The 18,208-nt window shown below is 56.7% G+C and carries 17 protein-coding genes; 7 read left to right on the top strand and 10 right to left on the bottom strand.

Translation table 11 applies throughout. The annotated features are described in order from the left end of the window. Nucleotides 1–7: 7 nt before the first annotated feature. The 3 genes from otsB to CPY64_RS14125 form a co-directional block, all read right to left on the bottom strand. A complete protein-coding gene (gene otsB, locus CPY64_RS14135) occupies nucleotides 8–802 on the bottom strand; it encodes a trehalose-phosphatase (RefSeq protein WP_052362972.1) in 795 nt (264 codons plus the stop codon). A 1-nt stretch (nucleotide 803) separates the two neighbouring features. Next, nucleotides 804–1,775 (bottom strand): SDR family oxidoreductase, encoded by a 972-nt coding sequence (locus CPY64_RS14130; protein ID WP_042486303.1) that lies wholly within the window; start codon nucleotides 1,773–1,775, stop codon nucleotides 804–806. Between the two features lie 85 nt (nucleotides 1,776–1,860). Then, nucleotides 1,861–2,133 carry a KGG domain-containing protein gene (locus CPY64_RS14125; protein ID WP_042486300.1) on the bottom strand — a complete coding sequence of 91 codons (273 nt, stop codon included), beginning with the start codon at nucleotides 2,131–2,133 and terminating at the stop codon, nucleotides 1,861–1,863. Between the two features lie 137 nt (nucleotides 2,134–2,270). Here CPY64_RS14125 and CPY64_RS14120 point away from each other — a divergent pair, with 137 nt between their 5' ends. Next, complete coding sequence (locus CPY64_RS14120) at nucleotides 2,271–3,332, top strand: mechanosensitive ion channel family protein (RefSeq protein WP_042486298.1); 1,062 nt, start codon at nucleotides 2,271–2,273, stop codon at nucleotides 3,330–3,332. On the opposite strand, the gene CPY64_RS14115 is transcribed toward CPY64_RS14120, so the two are convergent. Together CPY64_RS14115 and rpoN are read right to left on the bottom strand one after the other, a co-directional pair. Further along, entirely contained in the window at nucleotides 3,277–4,677 is a 1,401-nt protein-coding gene (locus CPY64_RS14115; RefSeq protein WP_042486295.1) for an alpha,alpha-trehalose-phosphate synthase (UDP-forming), read from the bottom strand. The genes CPY64_RS14120 and CPY64_RS14115 overlap by 56 nt on opposite strands. A 63-nt stretch (nucleotides 4,678–4,740) precedes the next feature. Further along, on the bottom strand, nucleotides 4,741–6,117 hold the full coding sequence (gene rpoN / locus CPY64_RS14110; RefSeq protein ID WP_042486291.1) for an RNA polymerase factor sigma-54: 1,377 nt from the start codon (nucleotides 6,115–6,117) through the stop codon (nucleotides 4,741–4,743). A 232-nt stretch (nucleotides 6,118–6,349) separates the two neighbouring features. On the opposite strand from rpoN, the gene CPY64_RS14105 reads away from it, so the two are divergent. Beyond that, nucleotides 6,350–6,886 carry a DUF4142 domain-containing protein gene (locus tag CPY64_RS14105; RefSeq protein WP_042486288.1) on the top strand — a complete coding sequence of 179 codons (537 nt, stop codon included), beginning with the start codon at nucleotides 6,350–6,352 and terminating at the stop codon, nucleotides 6,884–6,886. A gap of 40 nt (nucleotides 6,887–6,926) precedes the next feature. Here the strand turns inward: CPY64_RS14105 and CPY64_RS14100 are convergent, their stop codons facing one another. Next, nucleotides 6,927–7,955: a sigma-54 interaction domain-containing protein gene (locus tag CPY64_RS14100; protein WP_226791383.1), complete on the bottom strand. Its 1,029-nt coding sequence runs from the start codon at nucleotides 7,953–7,955 to the stop codon at nucleotides 6,927–6,929. Nucleotides 7,956–8,308: 353 nt separating this feature from the next. Beyond that, nucleotides 8,309–8,785 (bottom strand): YbaK/EbsC family protein, encoded by a 477-nt coding sequence (locus CPY64_RS14095; RefSeq protein WP_042486285.1) that lies wholly within the window; start codon nucleotides 8,783–8,785, stop codon nucleotides 8,309–8,311. Between the two features lie 117 nt (nucleotides 8,786–8,902). Between CPY64_RS14095 and CPY64_RS14090 the strand changes: the two genes are divergently transcribed. Together CPY64_RS14090 and CPY64_RS14085 are read left to right on the top strand one after the other, a co-directional pair. After that, entirely contained in the window at nucleotides 8,903–9,322 is a 420-nt protein-coding gene (locus tag CPY64_RS14090) for a DUF411 domain-containing protein (RefSeq protein ID WP_096917395.1), read from the top strand. Between the two features lie 116 nt (nucleotides 9,323–9,438). Next, a complete protein-coding gene (locus tag CPY64_RS14085) occupies nucleotides 9,439–9,822 on the top strand; it encodes a DUF4168 domain-containing protein (protein ID WP_035273462.1) in 384 nt (127 codons plus the stop codon). A gap of 301 nt (nucleotides 9,823–10,123) precedes the next feature. Here the strand turns inward: CPY64_RS14085 and CPY64_RS14080 are convergent, their stop codons facing one another. Next, on the bottom strand, nucleotides 10,124–11,077 hold the full coding sequence (locus CPY64_RS14080; protein WP_042486282.1) for a DUF3829 domain-containing protein: 954 nt from the start codon (nucleotides 11,075–11,077) through the stop codon (nucleotides 10,124–10,126). 212 nt (nucleotides 11,078–11,289) lie between these two features. Beyond that, a complete protein-coding gene (locus CPY64_RS14075) occupies nucleotides 11,290–12,393 on the bottom strand; it encodes a metal-dependent hydrolase (protein ID WP_042486280.1) in 1,104 nt (367 codons plus the stop codon). Between the two features lie 212 nt (nucleotides 12,394–12,605). Here CPY64_RS14075 and trhO point away from each other — a divergent pair, with 212 nt between their 5' ends. Together trhO and CPY64_RS14065 are read left to right on the top strand one after the other, a co-directional pair. After that, a complete protein-coding gene (gene trhO, locus CPY64_RS14070; protein WP_042486277.1) occupies nucleotides 12,606–13,613 on the top strand; it encodes an oxygen-dependent tRNA uridine(34) hydroxylase TrhO in 1,008 nt (335 codons plus the stop codon). Nucleotides 13,614–13,761: 148 nt separating this feature from the next. Next, entirely contained in the window at nucleotides 13,762–14,445 is a 684-nt protein-coding gene (locus tag CPY64_RS14065; RefSeq protein ID WP_042486274.1) for a glutathione S-transferase, read from the top strand. Nucleotides 14,446–14,691: 246 nt separating this feature from the next. Here CPY64_RS14065 and CPY64_RS14060 read toward each other — a convergent pair whose 3' ends face one another. Next, nucleotides 14,692–16,083 (bottom strand): dicarboxylate/amino acid:cation symporter, encoded by a 1,392-nt coding sequence (locus CPY64_RS14060; protein ID WP_042486271.1) that lies wholly within the window; start codon nucleotides 16,081–16,083, stop codon nucleotides 14,692–14,694. A 268-nt stretch (nucleotides 16,084–16,351) separates the two neighbouring features. On the opposite strand from CPY64_RS14060, the gene CPY64_RS14055 reads away from it, so the two are divergent. After that, complete coding sequence (locus CPY64_RS14055) at nucleotides 16,352–18,208, top strand: sensor histidine kinase (RefSeq protein ID WP_042486835.1); 1,857 nt, start codon at nucleotides 16,352–16,354, stop codon at nucleotides 18,206–18,208.

The raw sequence follows: 18,208 nt of genomic DNA, 5'->3' as shown, positions 1-18,208 counted from the left end.
CAGCGAGTCATGGCGCAACCGTTTTGGCGCCTGAGGGCGTTCGCTGTGCCAGCTCGGAGAAAAAGCGCGTCTCCAGCAGACTGGTTTGCAAAAGTGTCAGCAGGTCAGAGGGGTGTGGCAAGGAAAGCTGGGCCGCGCTGGCTGGCTCCTGAGGACCGATGCGTATGCTCAGCCCGCCTTTCTGGTTCACAAACTCAAAGGCGGCCTCATCGGTCAAGTCGTCGCCAATCATGACGGGCTTGCGGTCGGCGAACGCGGGCAGGCGTTGGGCCCGGGCCAGGGCTTGGCCTTTGTCAAAGCCGCTCATGCGCAGTTCGATGACACAATGTCCACGGATCAGATCAAAGCCGGGATATTCCGAGCACAGCACCTGCAGTTCTGTGGCCAAGGCCTCGCCAACTTCAGGGCGTTGCCGAAAGTGCACAGCCACACCGTGCGATTTGCGCTCCATCCAAACCAGTGAGTAGGGGTGGATCAGGGCGGCGACAGAGCGGGACAGGCTGTGGTGCTCAGCCGGGTTGATCGGGATGTTCCAGCATTCCTGACCCTCGGCGTCATACATGGCTGCGCCGTGGCTGCTGATCATGGCAAGCGGAAGCTTGGTGCAGGCGATATGCAGGCTGTCATAGTCGCGGCCTGAAACCAGTGCCACCGCGCCGTCGCAGGCAGCGTGCAGATTCAGCAGCAGGCCGGCGGTGGACGGGGGAAGAAATACCTGGTCAGGCCGCGCAGCCAAGGGGACCAGCGTGCCGTCCAGATCCAGAAACAAGGCGGTCTGATCCAAATGCAGAGCGTTATTCATATCAGCTTCCTGGGTAACCCGTGATGGGGAGCACGGTGCCGGTGATGTAGCTGGCGGTGATCGGGCTGGCTAGGTAGACATAGGCAGGCGCCAGTTCTTCCGGCTGGGCGGGGCGGCCAAAGACCGTATCGGCACCAAACTCGGGGATTTTTTCGGCCGGGGAGTCGGCGGGGTTCAAGGGGGTCCAGACGGGTCCGGGAGCGACCGCGTTTACACGTATACCTTTGGGCGCCAGGTTGGCCGCCAGGGAGTACGTGAAGGCAATAATGGCGCCCTTGGTGCTGGAGTAGTCCAGCAGATGAGCGGCCCCGCGCAAGGCTGTGACCGAGCTGGTATTGACGATGGCATCGCCCGCGTGAAGGTGCGGCAGGCAGGCCTGGGCCATGTAGATATAGCCATAGATATTGGTGTGGAAGGTTTCATTGAGTCGCTCCGGGCTCAGGTCCAGCAAGGATTGGGCATGTTCCTGAAAGCCGGCATTGTTGACCAGAATATTCAGGTGACCGAAGCGGTCCAGTACCTGCTCAATCGCTTGTCGGCAAAATTCAGGGTCTTTCACATCGCCGCGCAGTGTCAGGCATTGGCGGCCTTCGGCCTCGACGGCCAGACGAGTGCGTCCGGCATCTTCATCCTCGTGCAAATACACAATCGCCACATCGGCACCTTCTCGTGCATAGAGCACGGCAACGGCCCGGCCTATGCCCGAGTCCCCACCGGTAATCACGGCTACTTTTCCTTCCAGCTTGCCGCTGCCCTTGTAGCTGGAGGCTTCGTAGCGGGGGGCCGGGTCCAGATCACTTTCACATCCGGGCTTTTCCAGGTGCTGTTGGGGCAGGGGGGGAGTGGGGTAGTCGCTGCCTGGATGGGTTTTGTCATGCGTGACGGGCTCGTTTTGGCCGACCCCGTTCTTGTCCTTTTGGTCCTGCTGCTCTTGCAGGTGGCGTTGCTCTTTCATTGTTTGACGCGTTGTCATGACGGCTCCTTGGATAGGCAAAGAATGGAACAGGGCGCGGCGGCCCTGGAGGGGGCGTCGCGTCCACCTGGGGCTTGGCTAAGGCTTAGCGTCGCTGGTCCTGGGTAGCCTTGCCACCCTTGGCGCCAGCCTTGCGGGCCTCCTCGGAGTCAAACTCATGGGCCGTGCCCTTTTCATGGGCGGCGCGACCACCCTTGGCACCGGCTTCGCGAGCCTCTTCGGAGTTGAACTCGTGCGCTGTGCCTTTTTCGTGCGAGGCACGCCCGCCTTCTGCTGCGATCTCACGCTGCTTCTTGTCGTCCATGGAGGCAAAGCCACGTTGATCTTTATGATCCTGTTTGTCTGTGTGCTGGGTCATATAACTCTCCTTGAGAAAGAACACCAATCACGTGATTGGTTATGACTTGCCCAGCACAAAGCGTGCCTGACGGTTTTGGCTCAGGTAGCGGCACACAAGTTGCTGTATCTGGAGACATGTTTTTCAGGAGAGCAATCATGATGTCAATGACGTGGTGGATGTGGCTGCTGTTATTGCTGGGCGGCTGGGCGATACTGCTGCTGGTGCATTTTTTAGGCGGCAAGATCATTGAAAGGCTGGCCTCGCCAGAGCACTTTCTGCGTCTTTTTAGCGAGCGAATACGGTGGCCGTCACGGCTGTTTTTTCTGGCTGCGTTTTTGCGCGTGTGCATCCCCTTGGCACCTATTTCGGCCAAGTGGCAGTCCTATCTGATTGTTGGAGACATGATCGTGCTGATTATCTGCACGACCTGGATGCTGATGAGTGCTGTTGAAGCCTTGTTCCAGCTTGTGGTGATGCGCCATCCCTTGAATGTGTCTGACAATTTGCGTTCGCGTCAGATCTACACCCAGGCACGGGTCCTGGCACGCAGTGTGCATTTTTTATTGGTCTTGCTGGGGCTGTCGTTTGCTTTGATGGTTCTACCCGGCGCACGGCAACTGGGCACCAGCTTGCTGGCATCAGCAGGGGTCGCTGGCTTGGTGGCCGGTATTGCCGCCCGGCCGGTGCTGGGTAACTTTATAGCCGGTTTGCAGATTGCATTTACCCAGCCCATACGTATTGATGATGTGGTGATTGTGGAGGGGGAGTGGGGCCGGATTGAGGAAATTACATCCACCTATGTGGTGGTACGTGTCTGGGACGAGCGCCGTCTGATCGTTCCCTTGCAATGGTTTGTAGAAACCGTTTTTCAGAACTGGACCCGTCGCAGTGCCTCGTTGTTGGGCACGGTGTTTTTATGGGTGGATTACAAGGTGGAAATGCAGGGCTTGAACGCGGCATTCAAGCACCTGTGTGAGTCCTCTGAACTGTGGGATCGACGCGTTCAGGTCTTGCAAGTGACCGATACCAATGAGTGGGGTATGCAATTGCGATTCCTGGTCAGTGCTGCAGATTCGGGCCGTTTGTTCGATTTGCGCTGTCTGTTGAGAGAGCGCCTGGTGGCCTATCTGAGTCAGCACCAACCGGAGGCGTTTGTACGAGTCAGGATGCTGGAAGCTCAGCCAGAGGACTATGTGCCTGATTCGAGCCGGAGCTAGCGCTCAGGTCATGCAGGAACTGTTCGCACCACTGTCCCAGGTCTTGCCGGCGCAATTGCATCAATAAATGCTGGTGGCGCCGGCGTCGTTCCTCCAGTGACATGTTCAAGGCTTGATACAAGCTGTGTGCGCTGGCGTCGGCATCATAAGGGTTCACGGGCAGGTAGCCGCCCTGCAGGGATTGTGCCGCGCCGGTAAAGGTGGACAGAACGAGTACTCCGGGGTCGTCGGGGTCCTGGGCTGCGATATATTCCTTGGCAACCAGATTCATCCCGTCACGCAAGGGAGCAATAAAACCGACGCGGGCGCGGCGCAACATGCGCATGAGCTGGCCCGCCGGAAAGGCGCGGTTCATGTATACCACCGGACTCCATCCTGGCGTGGCAAACTGCCCGTTAATCTGACCCGCCAGACTTTCCAGTTCTTCCCGCATGACCTGATAGTCGTGGATATCGCCGCGGGTAGAGGGCGCAATCTGCACGTAGGTTGTCTGCCCATGCAACGTGGGATAACGGCGTAGCAGGGTATCCAGAATGCGCAGGCGATAGGCCAGGCCCTTGGTGTAGTCCAGTCTGTCCACGCTGATAATGGTGTCAGGCCCGTGGACCGGCTCGATGGGGGTGTTCCCATCGTCCCATGAGGGGGCTTTGGCCAAGGCCTGAATCAGGTCTATATCGATACTGATGGGGTAAACGTCTGTGCGGACTACACGGGCCTGCGGGTCGCTTGTGCGTGGTGGGGCCAGAGTCTGCAGGGCGGCGATCAGCGCACTATGGTCGCTGCGGCTTTGGACGCCGATCTGGTCGTAATGGCGCAGCATGGGCAGCCATTGTTCGTAACGGGGAATGGAGCGCAAAATCTCCGGGCAAGGGAAGGGGGTGTGAAAGAACAGCCCAATGGCCTGCTGCATGCCTTGCTCGCGGCAAAAATGGGCCAATGGCATCAGGTGGTAGTCATGTACCCAGATCAGGTCGTCCTCATCAGCAATCTGGCTCAAGTACGCGGCAATTTGCCGGTTGATCTCCAGGTACTGCTGGAAATGATGAGTCTGGAAGTCCATCAGGTCCAGACGGTAGTGAAAGGCGGGCCACAGGCAGGTGTTCGCGTAGCCGCAGTAAAACTGCTCGTATTGCTCCTGGGTAAAGGAGAAGGTTACGGCCTGATAACTGCCCCGGTCCTCTGTGCGCAGCGAGTCTGGCTGTGAATCACATTGGCCGTTCCATCCTAGCCAGATGCCCTGGGTTCGCTGTCGCTTTAGTAATTGATCTACCGCGACGGCCAGCCCGCCTGTGCAAGGTTGATCGGAACTGGCCACGCGTACGGACACCACAATGATTTTGCTCATGCTGATTCTCGCTTTGTTTTATTAAGGGATCTTCGTTGGAGAATCAGCAAATTGCGTACCTGCTCAGTAAAAGGGGCGCGCAGTTTGCTCGCTGACCGCTCGCAGGCGTGCCCGTTGCAGGCGTTCGCGGGCATTGGGAATACCCAGCTGCAGGCGGTACTTGGTCACGGTTCGTTTGGACAGTTCCACACTATCCTGGCGCAGTGCCTGATGCAGTTCTACATCGCTTAAAGGCTGGTGGTCTGGTTCCTTGGCGATCAAGCGGCGTATCTGTTCTTTGACCAAGGCGGTGGAGCAACTGCCACCGAAATCAGTTTCCAGCTCGCCGGAGAAAAAGTGCCTGAAGCTCAAGGTGCCAAAGGGAGTGCTCATGTACTTGTTGGCGGTCGCTCTGGATATGGTGGATTGATGCAGATCCAGCTCCTTGGCCAGGTCGCTGATGCGCAGGGGCTGCATGCCTTGCTCGCCCAGCTCGAAAAACAGGATCTGGTGCCGGACGATGAATTCAGCCACGCGGCACACCGTACTGCGCCGCATCGCCAGGCTTTCGGCCAGCCAATGAGCCTGCGTCAGGGCGCTGTGCAAAGGGCGGTTTTGCTGCGTGCGTGCCTGCTGCTCCAAGGTGGCGGCATATTCCTGATGCACCTGAACCCGGGGCAGGCTGCGAGGGTCCGCGAGCACGCGCCAATGCTTGCCATCACGGTAGACATGAACGTCTGGCGTAATGGCCTGGCGCATCGGCTCCAGATATGCCAGGCCAGGATTGGGGTCCAGGCTTTGCAGTTCGCGCAGAGCCTGATGAAAGTCTGCATCCGACAGGTTCTGGCGGCTTTGTACTTGGGCCCACTCGCCTTGTGCCAGCGCGGGCAGCTCGGTAGACACTAGCTTGAGCAGTCTCTGTTTCAGAACCGGGTCAAGAGACTGACGCGCCTGGATCTGCAAGCGCAATGCCTCGGGTAAGGAGTGGGCGCCTGTGCCGGGAACAGACAGGGACTGGACCAGCGCCAAGGCGGCTTGCCACTCGGCGAGGGGGACGTGTTCGTAGCCGGCCGGGAGCAGATTTTCAAAGTGATCGCGCAGATAACCGTTGTCATCCAGTGCGTTCACGATCAGGGCGCATAAGGCCTTGCAACGCTCGCTGGCGCGACTCAAACGTACATGGTCCAGGATCTGTTCGTCACGGCTGCGGATTGCCTTGCTCGTGTCGTAGTTATCGGCAAAGTGGGCGCTTTCACTGGAGACAGGATGGGAGAGCCCCTCCCGTACGGGAGCCGGGGGCGCGGGCTCCGGGCCGGGTTCCAGTAGTGGATTGTCTTGCAGGCTGTCCTGTACCAGCGTCTGCAGTTCCTGCGCCGAGAGCTGCAGGATTTGCGCGGACTGTTGCAGTCGTTGCGAGAGAGTTTGCTGCATGTGTAGCTGCGGAACCATTTCCAGCTTCATGGTGGAGTCTCCTTGTTGTTCGTGATGAAGAACAGATGGTTCTTCGGCCACAGGTGCCTGGATGATCCGGGCTCTGTGCTATCTACATAGCAAGTTCTGTTCCCGACCCTAAGCCTGTGGAGCGGGTACGGTCTTTGCTAGGACACTGTCAAGGCTTTGCTGGTCATGTAGACAGGCTTTGGGTCAGCAAGGGTGTCCTGGCTTCAGGTAATGATGTGTTTGGAGGTGTGCGATGCGAGTAAGACATCTGATGTGTTTGGCAGTGGCGGCGGGCCTGGTATTGGGCTTGAGTGTTCGTAGTGCTGCTGCCATTGAGCTGTTTTCTCCAGATAAAGGGTTTATGAGAGATGCAGCGAAATCGGGTCATTTTGAGGTGGCGGCCGCCAAGCTGGCTCTGGAGCGCAGCAAGAACCAGCGCGTGGTCGAGTTTGCGCAAATGATGATTGATGAGCACGAGCAACTGGCCCAGGAACTGCAGACGCTGGCACAGGCACGCAAGGTGGAGTTGCCCACGGAGCCCAGCCTGATGCAGCGTGGCAAGATTTCCATGCTGGAGGGCGCGGAGGGTGAACAGTTTGATGCGGACTATGCCAACGAAGCGGCGGTCAAAGCACATGAGGACACCATCAAGCTCTTTGAGGACTACATCAAGGACGGCAAAGACAAGGAGGTCATGGGTTTTGCCCAGGACGCTTTGCCCATGCTGCAGCAGCACTTGCGACATGCTCATGCGCTGGCAGACTCCATGAAGCCTGCCGTTGCCCAGTAAGCTTTTGCCAAGCTTGCTCAGTTCCACACTGGGCAAGCATTTATTCCATGGGGTCGGCCTCCATATTGATTTCCACTTGATCGCTGTTGCTCATTACATAGCTGCGCAGTACCGCATTGCGTAGCTGGCGTATATTGCCCGGCCAGTGATAGCGCTCGATCTCCTTCATGCTGGCCAGGCTCAGTGAGCGGTTCTGCTGATGCTCCTGATTCAGCTGTTCTACCAAGTGCTGGGCGATCAGGACGGCATCGTCGCCGCGTTCACGCAGGGGGGGGATTTGAATCGGAAAGACCCCCAGGCGGTAATACAGATCTTCGCGCAGTTTCTTGTCCTCAATAGCGCGCATGGGCGGGCGATTGGTCGCAGCGATGATGCGGGCATCATGTTTGATCAACTTGTCGCCACCTACCTTCATGTATTCGCCATTTTCCAATGCGCGCAGCAGCTTGGTTTGGGCGTCTATGGGCATTTCGGTGATTTCGTCCAGGAACAGCGTGCCCTGGTCAGCCAGTTCAAAGTAGCCCTGCCGATTACGTTCGGCTCCGGTAAAACTGCCTTTTTCGTGGCCGAACAGCTCGCTTTCGATCAACTGCTCTGAAATGGCTGAACAGTTGATGGGTACATACGCCTGTTCCTTGCGAGCGCTGCAGCGGTGAATGGCCCGGGCCGCCAGTTCCTTGCCGGTGCCACTCTCGCCAATCAGTAGCACGGGCAGATCGGTGCTGGCCACTTTGCTGATCTTTTCATAGAGTTTTTTCATGGGGGCGGAACAGCCTACAAACTCGCCGAAGTCATGATGCTGCTCGGCTTGGAAAGCACAGCTGCCGTTTTGGTACTTGGCTTTTAATTGCTCCAGCAAGGTACGCAGTTGCGCCTGGTCTTGCTGGGTCGAGCCACTGTAGGCGTGCAAGGTATAGCTTTCCACCGCATCCATTCCGATGCGGCGGCTCAACTCCTGGGCCTGCAGAGCGCTGACACTGGGCCCAAACAGCAGGGCATCAGGAGTTTTCTGGTGATAGCGGATCAGAACATCTTCTGGCGTATTTGCAGCGATGGCGGAAAAGTTCATCTGCCGCGCCAGTGCCAAAAAAAGGCTTATAAAAGCTGAATCTGTCTCCAGCAATAATAGGTGGGGCATTTTTTCCTCTGGGATAAACAAAGTTAATTTGAAATCCGATGTCTTATCCTAATCAGGATAGAAAGGGCATTCGTTACCAGATATGGCAAGTACGAGCCCGCTTCTCTGCTGAAAATACCGTGTGGCCGCGTCCCTATGCCTTGGGCTCTTGTGGTGTTTTTTGTCGCCTGGTCATGTACGTATTCAACTTACACATCTGTTTACCAGTCGGGCATGGGCAGGCTTGCCTGTGCCTGGGAGACACAGGCAAGCAGGTCAAAATCTGACCCGATAACAGTGCTTGTTCAGGATTGGACTTGAGGCGGCTGGGTCACATCAATCCATTGCGCGCTGGTCAGCTCGGCCAGGCGTTGTGGGGTGATGCGTACTGCAGAATTGATAGAGCCTGCCGCAGGCAAGACCGTGTCGTAGCCCTGCAGGGAAAGGTCACAGTAGATCTCCAGTGGCGTGGCCAGACCAAAGGGACAAACCCCGCCTACCGGGTGGCCCGTCAAGGCTTCGGTACTTTCCAGATCCAGCATTTTTACGCGCGTGCCAAAGGCAGTACGCAGCTTCTTGTTGTCCAGACGGGCATCGCCCCGAGCGACCAGCAGCACCACTTTATCGCCCACTTTCAAGCTAAGTGTTTTGGCAATTTGCCCCGGTTCAACTTGGTGGACCTGGGCGGCCAGCACGACGGTAGCTGTGCTTTCGGTGGTTTCAATCACCTGGATATCGGCAGCGTGTTCGTTAAAAAACTGTTTGACGGAATCAAGACTCATGACGGATCAGGACGAATTAGTGTGTTTTGTTAAACTTTTTTGCGAGCACCTAGTCTTAGTCAAGAGCATGAGAGTGTCAACCAGAGCGCTGTGGCGCTGCAAAACAGGAATGTAATTGTGATTAAACCTTTATTGTTGACGGCCAGCCTGATGGCCTTCAGTTCCATGGCGTTGGCAGAGGGTCCCGTTATTACGATGTACCAGGATCCTAACTGTGGTTGTTGTGGGGGCTGGGCACAGCACATGCGCGATGAAGGCTTTGAGGTCAAAGAGGTCAAGGTCGTGAAGATTCAAGACGTGAAGCGGCTTTTGAGAGTGCCGGAGAACCTGGCGTCCTGCCACACCGCGATGATTGAAGAGACGGGGCAATTGATTGAAGGCCATGTGCCTGCCAAGGTCGTCAAACGCATGATGAATGATGGCAGTGTGCGTGGGGTGGCCGCGCCCGGCATGCCCGCCAATTCACCCGGCATGGGCCAGATGGACGGCAATTTGGTAACCGTGGACTTTAACGGACGTCCTTACTCGCGCGACTGAAGTCTGTAACGGGAAGGGTGGCATGCAGATACACGAAACTACATTGAGAAACTTGTAAGCTGCTGCCGCTCTTGTCATGATGATCGTTCATTGACTCTGTTTAGGAGGTTCTATCCATGCAGCCCTCAGTTAAAGCTTTTCTTGCTGCTACCGCAGTCGCATTTGGCATGTACAGCCCTTTTGCGATGGCCCAGGGCAATGCGGCTCCGGCCAACTCGGCAGCCCCTGCTGCCACCCAGGTCGTTAAACCTACGGATTCTCAGCTGGAGCAATATGCGCGCACCTACAAGAAGGTCGCTCAAACTGCTTCGGAATATCAGCCGCGTCTGGATGCGGCCAAAAGTGATGCAGAGCGTCAGGCTATTGTTCAGGAAGCCGACCAGCGCCTGGTAGGCGTGGTCAGTGCCAATGGCATGGATCTGGCGGACTACAACGGTATCAGTCTGGCGATTCAGCAGGACCCGGCCTTGCGCCAGCGTGTTGAAGGGATGCTGAAGTAAGGCTTGTTTGTGATCCTCGGGTTTGACAGAGCGCCGGGTGTCATTTTGTAGTGACCGTAGTGGGTAAATTTAAACCCTGGACGTAATCGTCCAGGGTTTTTTTTGTCGCCGTGCTGCCCCAAAGCTCGGCGCCCCCGGTAAAAAGCCCCCTCGGAGGCACTAAGCCAAAGGCGCAGCGTGGGTGCTGATTGTGTAGGTCGCTTCAATACAAAGCGTGCCGGCCAGAGCCAGCATGACTGCCTGCATTGAGACTGGAGCCTGACGCCAGATATACGGCTTCAAGCTCAGTCTCTGGGTGGCATTAGCAACGGGGATAGTTAAGCGCCCCGATCATTGCATTGAATTTCAATTGCAAGCTGCTGGCGTCATTTTTTATGGGGTTATTGATCTGCCAGCTGATCGAGCCTTGCTGAGGTACGTAATTGCCTTCAGAGGCATGCTGGATGACGCTTCTGCCCTGAGCCAGGAATTCATTCATTTTCGACATGATTCTTGGGCATCCTTGCGGCGTTTCTTCCTTGAATTTTTTATCCCAGTTGCTGATCATCGCGGCTGCCTGGTCAAGACTTTCCTGGAAGGGGGGAATGCTCTCTTTTGCTCCCTGCTGCTCGAAAATAGCATCGACCTTGTTCATGGCCTGCTTGCTGAACAGCACGGCACCCAAACGGTAATGCTCCATTGAGTCCTTGGGAGCTTTATCGAAAGAGGTCTGGATGTTTATCTCATCCTGTTTCTGAATACCTTGGAGAAATGCAGCCTCTGCCTGTACGACTTCTGTCAGGGCGCTGACGAACGCCTCGTTATTGTCGGCTGCCTTCTTGCCGCCATCCGTCAGAAACTCTTTTGATTCGGCATAGTTGTTCAACTCGGAATTGAGAGGTGCCAGCTTGGTCAAGGAGTCGTCAAACTGCTTTGCTGGTCCATCTATTTCCGGCATGTTGGCTTCCAGTGCCAAGGCGGATTTCAGTTTTTCCTGGGTGTTCTTGATGCTTACCAGTGAAACAACGGAATAGTTATCCAGTTTCTTGCCTGAGCGCACGGCAGGCTCGTAGACGGTTTGATAATCGGAAAGCGCACGGTAGAAAGGCGTATGCAAGCTATTGGCGACTTCAACATAGGCATTGTATTTCTGGATAAAGCCTTGCTCGGACGAGACCGCTTGAGATGGTGCTTCTGTCGCTTCTTCGCTGTTGCAGCCCGCAATAGCGATGCAAAGGCCCAGCGTGGCGAAAACAGATATTTTTTTTAAATTCATGATGAAAGTGATTGATGCTTTTGATGCGTTGGCAATGCGTTATAACCCCTATCGGGCAGGACGCAACTTTTTAGCTTCACCACTTCGTATTTTGTATCAAGCTAGGACCTTATGTTTCAGGAGTGCGTACTACACGCGGCCGGGCGGGTTAGCAAGAGTTTGCTATGCCCGCCCTGCACAGGTCCGTCTCCATCACTGGTTTTGGGCTTTGCTTAATCCATGGCCTGGAAGTCTGGGGTTGCCCTGGGAATAGGCACACCGGCGTCAATGCGTTTGGCCCATTCTTGTAGCGGTAGCGGCGGAATCGGCTCCCAAATACGACGCAGAACGGGCTTTAGCAAAGCAATATTGTGACCACTGGCCCAACGATACGGAATCACCGGCAACCAGGTGTCGTCGGCAATGCGTTCGGCTACAACAAAGCGGAAACTGTACTGGCCAGGGCCCAGGCTCATGCGTATATCACTGACCACCAGCAGGTCATCGATGATGTCGTAGCGCAGCCAATCGTCCGAAAACCAGCGTAGTTGCTCCAGCTGCTTCAAAGGCGGGAACAACTGAGTGTAGTCGCTATGAACGGGCAGGCACAGGGATTCATATTGATGCCCCTTGGGTGCACGCAGCCGGTCCAGCAGGCCCACCATGACTTCGCATTCCCGGTCCTGTGTGTCGCGCACCAGTACACGCCAGAGCAGGATGTTCATGGGTTGGGCGGCGGAGTATACCCGTGCGATTTCCACCTGCTCTTGTTTGAGCTGTGTGGTCGCCTGTTGCTCGGCCCAGAACTTGGCACCTACCGAGGCCGCCAGATACAGACTGCTCAAGAGCAAGGCCCAGTTGCAGGCCCGTATCGTTGCGGGTACCGGCCCACGTATCAAGCCTATGATCGTGGCGATCAGTAAGGGCACGGTATAGAGCGGGTCAATAATGAAGATGCTGGACCAGGTTGCCGGGGTAGCGGCCAAAGGCCACAGCAATTGCGTTCCGTAACTGGTAAAGGCATCCAGCAGCGGGTGGGTAATCAGGGCCAGCCAGACCGCCAACCCCAGCCTCCCCGCAGAGGCACGTGCCTGTGGAAACAGCAGTCGCCACAAAAGGGTGACCAAGATGCCTGCGGCACTCAGCACAAACAAAGAGTGCGAGAAACCGCGATGACTGACCATGGAGGTAATCGGGTCTCCATATTGAATGAAGACATCCAGATCGGGCAGGGTGGCGATGATGGCACCGGACAGGACCGCCTTGCGGCCATACTGCCGCCCGAGGAGGGAGCCGCAGATGCTGGCACCGAGGACTGCTTGTGTTACGGAATCCATAGCTCTCGTGCAAAGTGAAACAGGGACCGGGGCCAGATGCGGCCTGACGGCTTTAGCGTTATGATTTTAAAGTTGAATCCCCGGCCCGCCCTATTTTTTTGACGAGCGTCAAAGGCCCAAGGGGTATCAGTCGCGTATAGTGTACGATGGCCTACGCTGTCCTACCGCCTGCGGGCTGCGCCACCGCTTCTATCCAGAGAATTCGTTTACCTATGTCTACCTACCTGATCGCGGCTTTATATAAGTTCGTGGAATTGCCCGATTTCGCCCAAATGCGCGACCCCTTGTTTGCTTTTTGCGAGCAGCACGAGGTCAAGGGCACGCTGTTGCTGGCGCGCGAAGGGATTAACGGCACGATTGCCGGCCCTCAGGAGGGTATTCGTGCCGTCTTGGCATATCTGAACTCCGATCCACGTATTTCTGGCCTGGTGCATAAAGAATCCTATTCCGACAAGGCTCCGTTTTACCGCCTCAAGGTGAAGCTGAAAAAAGAGATCGTTACCCTGGGCGTACCGGATCTGAAAACCGCCGAGATGGTGGGCGAGTACGTTGCTCCCGAAGACTGGAATGCCCTGATCAGCGATCCGGACGTGGTGGTGGTGGATACCCGTAACGATTACGAAGTGGGTATTGGCACTTTTAACCGCGCCATCAACCCCAAGACCCAAAGTTTTACCGAGTTTCCGCAGTGGGTGGCCGAGCAGTCCAAGGAAGGCGGCGTTTTGCATGGCAAGCCGCGCGTGGCCATGTTCTGTACCGGCGGTATCCGCTGTGAAAAATCCACGGCCTTCATGCGTTCGCAAGGCTTTGATCAGGTTTACCACCTGCAAGGCGGCATTCTGAAATACCTGGAAGAGATTCCAGCGGCAGAAAGCCTGTGGGATGGTGACTGCTTTGTGTTCGACGAGCGCGTATCGGTACGTCACGGTCTGGAACCCGGTGATTACGACTTCTGTCGTGCTTGCCGCATGCCTATCAGCGAAGAGGAAAAAGCCTCGCCTCAGTTCGAAGAAGGTGTCAGCTGTCCCTACTGCCACGGCCACAGTTCCCCCGAGCAGATCGAGCGTTTCCGCGAGCGTCAAAAGCAAGTGGCTTTGGCGCGCGAGCGTGAAGAGCGTCACATTGGCGTCAGCATGGACGAGTTGACCGAGCGCCGTGAAGCCGCCCGTCGCAAGGCGGAAGAACAACGCCTGCTGGCTCAGCAAGGCAAGGACGCCTAGCCCTGGTCGGGCCACTGTGTTACCTCTACTAGCTTGATTCTGGCGCTGCGTCGTTTATAGTCCGCCCTTCTGCTACAGAAGGGCGCTTTGCATGAGCGCCAGCGCTTTAAGTCCGTGCCTGTGGCGCGGCTTTTTAACGGGATTGAGCATGTCCTTATCTGATCTGCCCATTTTGTATTCCTTTCGCCGTTGCCCCTATGCCATGCGGGCACGGTTGGCTATTGCAGCCAGCGGCGTAACTTGTCAGTTGCGCGAAGTTGTACTGCGCGACAAACCCGAGGCCCTGCGCCTGGCCTCTTCCAAGGCCACTGTGCCCGTGTTGGTCCTGCCTGATAGCAAGGTCATCGACGAGAGCCTGGATATCATGCATTGGGCCCTGGGCATTCAGGACCCCCAGAATTATTTGCAGCCTGAGCAAGGCAGCACCGAGCAAATGCTGGCCCTGGTTGCGGCCAATGACGGGCCTTTCAAGAAGCATCTGGATTGCTACAAGTACCCGGACCGTCATACGGGTGACGACGCCTTCACCGATGCGTCCAGTTTCTCGGCCCAGCACCGGGCACAGGCCAGCGAACAATTGATGGGGTTGAATGCACGTATTGAGGAGCAGGGCTATTTGATGGGCCGGCGCCCGTGTCTAGCCGATTTGGCGATTGCACCGTTTGTGCGGCAATTCGCACAGGTGGATCGGGCCTGGTTTGATGCCCAGCCCTGGTCAGCCTTGTCAGCCTGGCTGTTGAAGTTTCAGACAAGCCCCTTGTTCTTGAGCATCATGGATAAATATCCCGCCTGGACTCCAGAGTGCGAGATAGTGCGTTTTCCTTCGGCCTGATTGATCAAGTTATCAGCAGTCGATGTAGTGGCTGTTGGAGCGCGTGACGCTTACTCAGTGACTTGCCGGGCGTTTGAGCGTTTTATCGACGGCATCTTTCCTCCCTTCAGGGCGGTCAGTGACAGGTTGAAGAAGCTAAAGCGAAATGGCCGGAACGAGCCTGCAGGAGCAGGTTCGCAGGAACAAGCAGGCAAGAAAAAGGCCGGTTTTCAATGGAAAACCGGCCTTTCTTCTTAAGTACCCGAATCAGGCAGCAACGGTCGCACGTGGCTCGCTGGCCTCTTGAGCGGGAATCTCCATTTCACCACGCTGATGCAAGGTGACACTGGTATCCAGTGGTGGCAGCTCGCCATTCATGGCGCTGTTAAGTTGATCGGCATCCAGTTCGCCTTCCCAGCGGGCGACCACAATGGTGGCAACCGCATTGCCTACCAAATTGGTCAGCGCACGGCATTCGGACATGAAGCGGTCAATCCCCAGGATCAGGGTCATGCCAGCGATAGGCACTGAAGGCACCACGGACAGGGTGGCCGCCAGGGTAATGAAACCGGCACCCGTCACACCCGCCGCCCCTTTGGAGCTGAGCATGGCAACCAGCAATAGCAGAACCTGCTGCTGCAAGGTCAGTGGAATATCACAAGCCTGGGCGATGAACAGGGCCGCCATGGTCATGTAGATATTGGTGCCGTCCAGGTTGAAGGAGTAGCCGGTAGGTACAACCAGGCCCACAACCGACTTGGCACACCCGGCGCGTTCCATCTTCTGCATCAAGGTAGGCAAAGCCGCTTCCGAGGAGCTGGTACCCAGCACCAGCAGCAGTTCTTCGCGGATGTAGCGGATCAGCTTGGTGATGGAAAAGCCGTTGTAGCGGGCCACGGCACCCAGAATGATCAGCACAAAAAGCACGGAGGTGACGTAGAAAGTCACCACCAGTAGCGCCAGGCTGGACACGGATTCAATCCCGTATTTACCGATGGTGAAAGAGATGGCACCGAAGGCGCCGATGGGGGCGGCTTTCATCAGGATGGCTACCAGCTTGAAAACTGGCGTCATCAAGGCTTGCAGCAGTTTCAGCACGGGTTTGCCGTGATCGCCCACAGCGGCCAGGGCAATACCAAACAGCACGGCCACAAACAGCACCTGCAAGATGTCGCCGCCGGTAAAGGGGCTGATCAGGGTGGCAGGGATGATGTTCATCAAAAAGCCCGTCAGCGTGCTGTCATGGGCTTGCTGCACGTAGCCCTGGATAGAGCTGGGGTCCAGGGTGCCGGGGTCAATGTTCATGCCATGACCGGGCTGCACGATATTGCTGACCACCAGACCCACAATCAGGGCCAGCGTGGAGAAGGTCAGAAAGTAAATCATGGCCTTGCCCACCACTCGGCCTACTTTTTGCAGATCCGTCATGGCGGCAATGCCGGTGGCTACCGTCAGGAAAATGACGGGCGCAATAATCATCTTGACCAGCTTGATGAAGGCATCGCCCAGGGGTTTCATGCTCTCGCCCAGCGAGGGGTAGAAATGGCCCAGCAAAATCCCGATAGTGATGGCGATGATGACCTGTACGTACAAAATCCGATACCACTTGATTCTGACGTTTTGCGGTACCGGACGGTCTCCTGTGCTTATATCCATCATGATGTCGTCTCCGTGACTTGATGTAGCCAACCTGGCAGTCGGCTGGTGACCTGCTTGGAATTTTGTGTAGGCAGGCGGTTTACGCTCGCCGGGATCCATGTCCCGGCCCATAAGCTCATGACTAAAGCAACATCCGTGCCAATCTGTGCGCAAAGGGGAAAGCAGTAAATAAGCGGCTTGCCGGCAGAAGACTTTCCCGCTTGCGGCTGATGTGTGCGAAAATCCGCACAGCTATTACTATTTTTTGGCGATATTTCGCACAGGTTTCATGAACTCCATTCCGGTTTCTTCGGGCATGCGGCGGCGCTTCAGGCTCGAATGGTTGCTGCTGCTGAGCTTGGCCGTCGTACTGGGGCTATTTGCCTTCTGGCGCTCGGCCGATTTGGGGACGGCTCGCTTGCTGGCACAAAGCGAGCAGCGGCTTGACTCATTGATGCGCGGCAATGCGGGCTGGATCAGGACGATCCGAGACAAATTTCGCACCCTGTCCTTTGCGCTGGCCCAGGACGAGGCGCTGCGCCAATACCTGATGGGCAATCCTGCCTATGGTGATGCCGAGGCTTTGAATCGCAAGTTCGAGCAATTGGCCGAAGATACGGGCGCTCCTGTTCTGTACCTGCTGGATATTCATTCGCAGACGCTGGTGTCCAGTAACTGGCAGGAGCCCGACAGCTTCGTGGGCAATCACTACGGTTTCCGCCCTTACTTCACCAAAGCCCTGGAACAGGGGCATGCTGAATACTTTGCCTTGGGTACTGCCAGCGGCAAGGCGGGTTTATACATTTCACGCATGGTGCAAGATCAGGATGGCAAGCCGGTTGGTGTGGTCGTCATCAAGCTGGTATTCGATCTGCTGGAAAAAGAATGGGAAGGTTATGGCGATCGCATGTTTGTCAGTGATCCCAATGGCGTGATCCTGCTAAGCGGTGAACCGGACTGGCGTTTGCATAGTCTGGATCAAGCCGGGCCCGAGCAACTGGTCAAGCTGCGGGCCAGTCAGCAGTTTGGTAATGAGCCCTTGGACTCAGTGGGCTTGAGCATGTCGGATTCCGGCGAACGAGCCTCTTTCTGGACACTGGGGCAGGAGCGCTTTTTGCATGTGCAGCAGCCAGTCGCAGGCAGTGATTGGACTTTGCACGCGATGGCTCCTATGGATGCCGCGTTGCAGACCCAGGCCTTTCAATCCCGTCTGACGGTGATGGGACTATTATTCGCGGCGCTGGTGCTGACGGCCTTGGCGCTGCAACGCAGTCAACAGCGACGAGAAGCCCAGGCGCGGCAGGAGTTGCTGCGTGATGCACTTGAAGAAGCGGTGGAGTCCCGCACTGCCCAGTTGCAGGTGGCGCGTCGCCGCCTGGAACAGGAGATGCAGGCCCTGCAAGAAGCCCGGTCGCGTGCGCGTGATCTGCGTGAGCAATTGGAGCAGGCCGAGAAACTGTCCTTTCTGGGGCAAGTGACGGCTGGTGTCGCTCACGAAATCAACCAGCCCGTGGCGGCGATTGAGGTCTATGCCGACAACACCTTGCGTTTGCTGGATCAGGGCCAGACGGAAACGGCCCGGCAGAACCTGTCTCGTATCCAGACATTGACCCAACGCATCGGCAGCATCACCTCCCAGTTGTGTCATTACGCCCGCAAGCCCCAGGAGCAGGAGGGCCCGGTACGGGTACGCTCAGCCGTGGACAGTGCCTGGCAGTTGCTGGAACACCGGGCAAGGGCACAGGGCGTAGATCTGGAGCTGGAAGGCGTGAACGAATCTGTGCGTGTATGGGCTTTGCCGGTGCGCCTGGAACAGGTTCTGGTGAATTTACTGCGTAATGCACTTGATGCTCTGGAAGGGAGCCGTCAGGGGCGCATTCGTATTGAAGTGATGAGCGAGCAGTTGCATGTGCGCATTGTGGTTTCCGACAACGGCCCCGGCCTGAGTCCGGAAATCCGCCAGCGCCTGTTTACCCCCTTTAGCTCCAGTCGCCGGCAAGGCGTGGGCCTGGGGTTGGTGATCTCGCACGATATTGTGGCGGCCCTGGGTGGCCGTTTGGAAGAAGGGCCTTCGCGCCTGGGCGGAGCCACATTCCATATCGTGCTGCGCAATGCCGATAGCGAGCTGGACCAGGGAGAGAGATAA

It is taken from the genome of Alcaligenes faecalis (assembly GCF_002443155.1).
GTDB classification, from domain to species: Bacteria; Pseudomonadota; Gammaproteobacteria; order Burkholderiales; family Burkholderiaceae_B; genus Alcaligenes; species Alcaligenes faecalis.
Note: the sequence above shows the minus strand (reverse complement) of the source record. Positions and strands in the feature narration are given on the sequence as shown.

Excerpts from the sequence above, each read along its gene's own strand:
- otsB (WP_052362972.1), bottom strand. The coding sequence starts at position 802 with ATGAATAACGCTCTGCATTTGGATCAGACCGCCTTGTTTCTGGATCTG.
- CPY64_RS14130 (WP_042486303.1), bottom strand. The coding sequence starts at position 1,775 with ATGACAACGCGTCAAACAATGAAAGAGCAACGCCACCTGCAAGAGCAG.
- CPY64_RS14125 (WP_042486300.1), bottom strand. The coding sequence starts at position 2,133 with ATGACCCAGCACACAGACAAACAGGATCATAAAGATCAACGTGGCTTT.
- CPY64_RS14120 (WP_042486298.1), top strand. The coding sequence starts at position 2,271 with ATGATGTCAATGACGTGGTGGATGTGGCTGCTGTTATTGCTGGGCGGC.
- CPY64_RS14115 (WP_042486295.1), bottom strand. The coding sequence starts at position 4,677 with ATGAGCAAAATCATTGTGGTGTCCGTACGCGTGGCCAGTTCCGATCAA.
- rpoN (WP_042486291.1), bottom strand. The coding sequence starts at position 6,117 with ATGAAGCTGGAAATGGTTCCGCAGCTACACATGCAGCAAACTCTCTCG.
- CPY64_RS14105 (WP_042486288.1), top strand. The coding sequence starts at position 6,350 with ATGCGAGTAAGACATCTGATGTGTTTGGCAGTGGCGGCGGGCCTGGTA.
- CPY64_RS14100 (WP_226791383.1), bottom strand. The coding sequence starts at position 7,955 with ATGAACTTTTCCGCCATCGCTGCAAATACGCCAGAAGATGTTCTGATC.
- CPY64_RS14095 (WP_042486285.1), bottom strand. The coding sequence starts at position 8,785 with ATGAGTCTTGATTCCGTCAAACAGTTTTTTAACGAACACGCTGCCGAT.
- CPY64_RS14085 (WP_035273462.1), top strand. The coding sequence starts at position 9,439 with ATGCAGCCCTCAGTTAAAGCTTTTCTTGCTGCTACCGCAGTCGCATTT.
- CPY64_RS14080 (WP_042486282.1), bottom strand. The coding sequence starts at position 11,077 with ATGAATTTAAAAAAAATATCTGTTTTCGCCACGCTGGGCCTTTGCATC.
- CPY64_RS14075 (WP_042486280.1), bottom strand. The coding sequence starts at position 12,393 with ATGGATTCCGTAACACAAGCAGTCCTCGGTGCCAGCATCTGCGGCTCC.
- trhO (WP_042486277.1), top strand. The coding sequence starts at position 12,606 with ATGTCTACCTACCTGATCGCGGCTTTATATAAGTTCGTGGAATTGCCC.
- CPY64_RS14065 (WP_042486274.1), top strand. The coding sequence starts at position 13,762 with ATGTCCTTATCTGATCTGCCCATTTTGTATTCCTTTCGCCGTTGCCCC.
- CPY64_RS14060 (WP_042486271.1), bottom strand. The coding sequence starts at position 16,083 with ATGATGGATATAAGCACAGGAGACCGTCCGGTACCGCAAAACGTCAGA.
- CPY64_RS14055 (WP_042486835.1), top strand. The coding sequence starts at position 16,352 with ATGAACTCCATTCCGGTTTCTTCGGGCATGCGGCGGCGCTTCAGGCTC.